Below are 1,931 nucleotides of genomic sequence, written 5' to 3' on the forward strand. Positions count from 1 at the left end.
GGTGCACTACCTTGTAGCCATGAACTCTCTTTAGGCACCATTGGTTTGCAAGCGCATGACTATATATCTTGCGGCATTGATCGTGCTGATGTTGTTATCTGTGTGGGCTATGACATAGTGGAATATCTGGAATGGCTACACTATTTCGTACCTAGATGATGTTATAAAATAATCATCCAAGGAGACCCGAAATGGCCAATGCAAAATACGACCCTGAACTCAAAAAAGAAGTTATTGACGCCATCGTTAATGGCGGAAGAAGTTCAGCCCAAGCCGCAAGAGATTATGAGCTACCCGTTACTGTTGTTTACACTTGGGTTCGCTCTCACAAACTAAAACATGATTTGGCTGTAATTCCAAAACAATCAGAATCTCTAGAACAAGAAAATAAACGGCTTAAAAAGGAACTCGCTCAAGCCAAGATGGAGCGAGACATCTTAAAAAAAGCCACCGCATACTTTGCCAGTCTCGAGAAGTGAAGTATGCCTGGATACAAAAGCATCGAGAAGATTTCCTGCTTGCGCTAATGTGTAAGGTATTAAAAGTGCCCGTCAGCAGCTTTAATAGCTGGTTAAAACTAGACCTGACTGATAAGGCGAGCGAACAAAAAAATAATGCTGACTTAATTAAAGAGGTCTTCGCCACTTTAAAAGGAAATGCAGGCGCTAGGGGTATAAAAGGTTATTTAGCCAACGAAAAGAATGTGACGATGAGTCGGCGCAAAATCGCAAGAATCATGCGAAAACAAGGCTTAATCGTCCACACACGGAAGAAGTTTAAGAAAGGCAGCAGTGCGGCGATTAATGATCCAAAAATAAAGCCAAACCTGCTCAATCGAGCATTCAAAGTCAGCTACCTCAACCAAGTATGGGTCGGTGACATAACACAAATTAAAACCCAGCAAGGCTGGATGTACTTGGCGACGTATATTGACCTTTACTCAAGAAAAGTGGTTGGCTGGGCATTAGAAACGCATATGCGTTCAGAGCTCATTGAAATCGCGTTAAAAAGAGCTTTATGGAATCGTAAGCCCCCTAAAGGACTGATGGTTCACACGGATCAAGGTAGTCAATTTATCAGTCACGCTTACCGCAAACTGATGGCTCATTGGGGCATTAAGCAAAGCATGAGTCGTCGTGGAAATTGTTGGGATAATGCGGTTATTGAGAGCTTCTTTAAGTCTTTCAAAACAGAAACCGTTTACCAGCTCAAAAAGTTAATCGACCAACAAGAAATGCGTTGGCTAGTTTCGGAATATATGGGGCACTACAACCATATCAGACCACACAGCTCGAATGGTTATATTCCACCTGCCAAATTCGAGAAAATGCGACTAGACCGACTAAAAGAAATTGAAGAAAATCTAGGTACGAAAAAGTGTTGACACTCCATTTGGTGCAAAAGGCTATAAAATAGAACAGACCGAAGATTTGCTACCCACATTACAACAAGCGATAAAAGACAACTGTGTGGTACTGATAGACTGCCCAGTGGACTACTCTGAAAACCTAAAATTAACGGCAGAACTCGGTGAAATGATCTGCCCAACTTAACGTAACATTATTATAAAAAAGAGCCGTGATTAAAATGATAAAACCTTTATTCAAAACAGCATTTGCAAGCTTGTTATTTAGCCTAACACTCAGTTCACAAGCGGCAGATGACTTTAAGCCATCTAGTCCAGTAGTGACTTTAATGCCCATCGTAATAGAGAATTTAGACGTACTAGGACTAAGCAAAGAGCAACTCAATCAAATAAGAGAAATTTCTCGTGCAAGCACCCCTAATATCGACTTTATTAATGCTGAGTACCACAACCTTAAAACGGAACTTAAAGAGATACTACTAGACACACACAACCAAGATCGTACTCGTGCGTTAAGCATTGTTAAAGAGCTTGCAGAACTCGATAGAAAACGCCTAACACTAAC

General features: G+C 41.1%; 3 protein-coding genes. All 3 read left to right on the plus strand.

Annotated elements, in window-relative coordinates:
* Nucleotides 1–191 precede the first annotated feature (191 nt).
* Nucleotides 192–479, plus strand: coding sequence for a transposase (locus VBE63_RS28330; protein WP_323686324.1), 288 nt, complete (start codon nt 192–194; stop codon nt 477–479).
* The gene (locus VBE63_RS28335) at nt 476–1,384 is read left to right on the plus strand and encodes an IS3 family transposase (protein WP_323686325.1); all 909 of its coding nucleotides are present in this window, start codon (nt 476–478) and stop codon (nt 1,382–1,384) included. The genes VBE63_RS28330 and VBE63_RS28335 overlap by 4 nt, the downstream gene beginning before the upstream one ends.
* A gap of 203 nt (nt 1,385–1,587) precedes the next feature.
* Nucleotides 1,588–1,931: hypothetical protein (locus VBE63_RS28340; protein ID WP_323686326.1), on the plus strand; the 344-nt coding region annotated here is incomplete at its 3' end.

It is taken from the genome of Lamprobacter sp. (genome assembly GCF_034860625.1).
In the GTDB taxonomy this organism is placed as follows: domain Bacteria; phylum Pseudomonadota; class Gammaproteobacteria; order Chromatiales; family Chromatiaceae; genus Lamprobacter.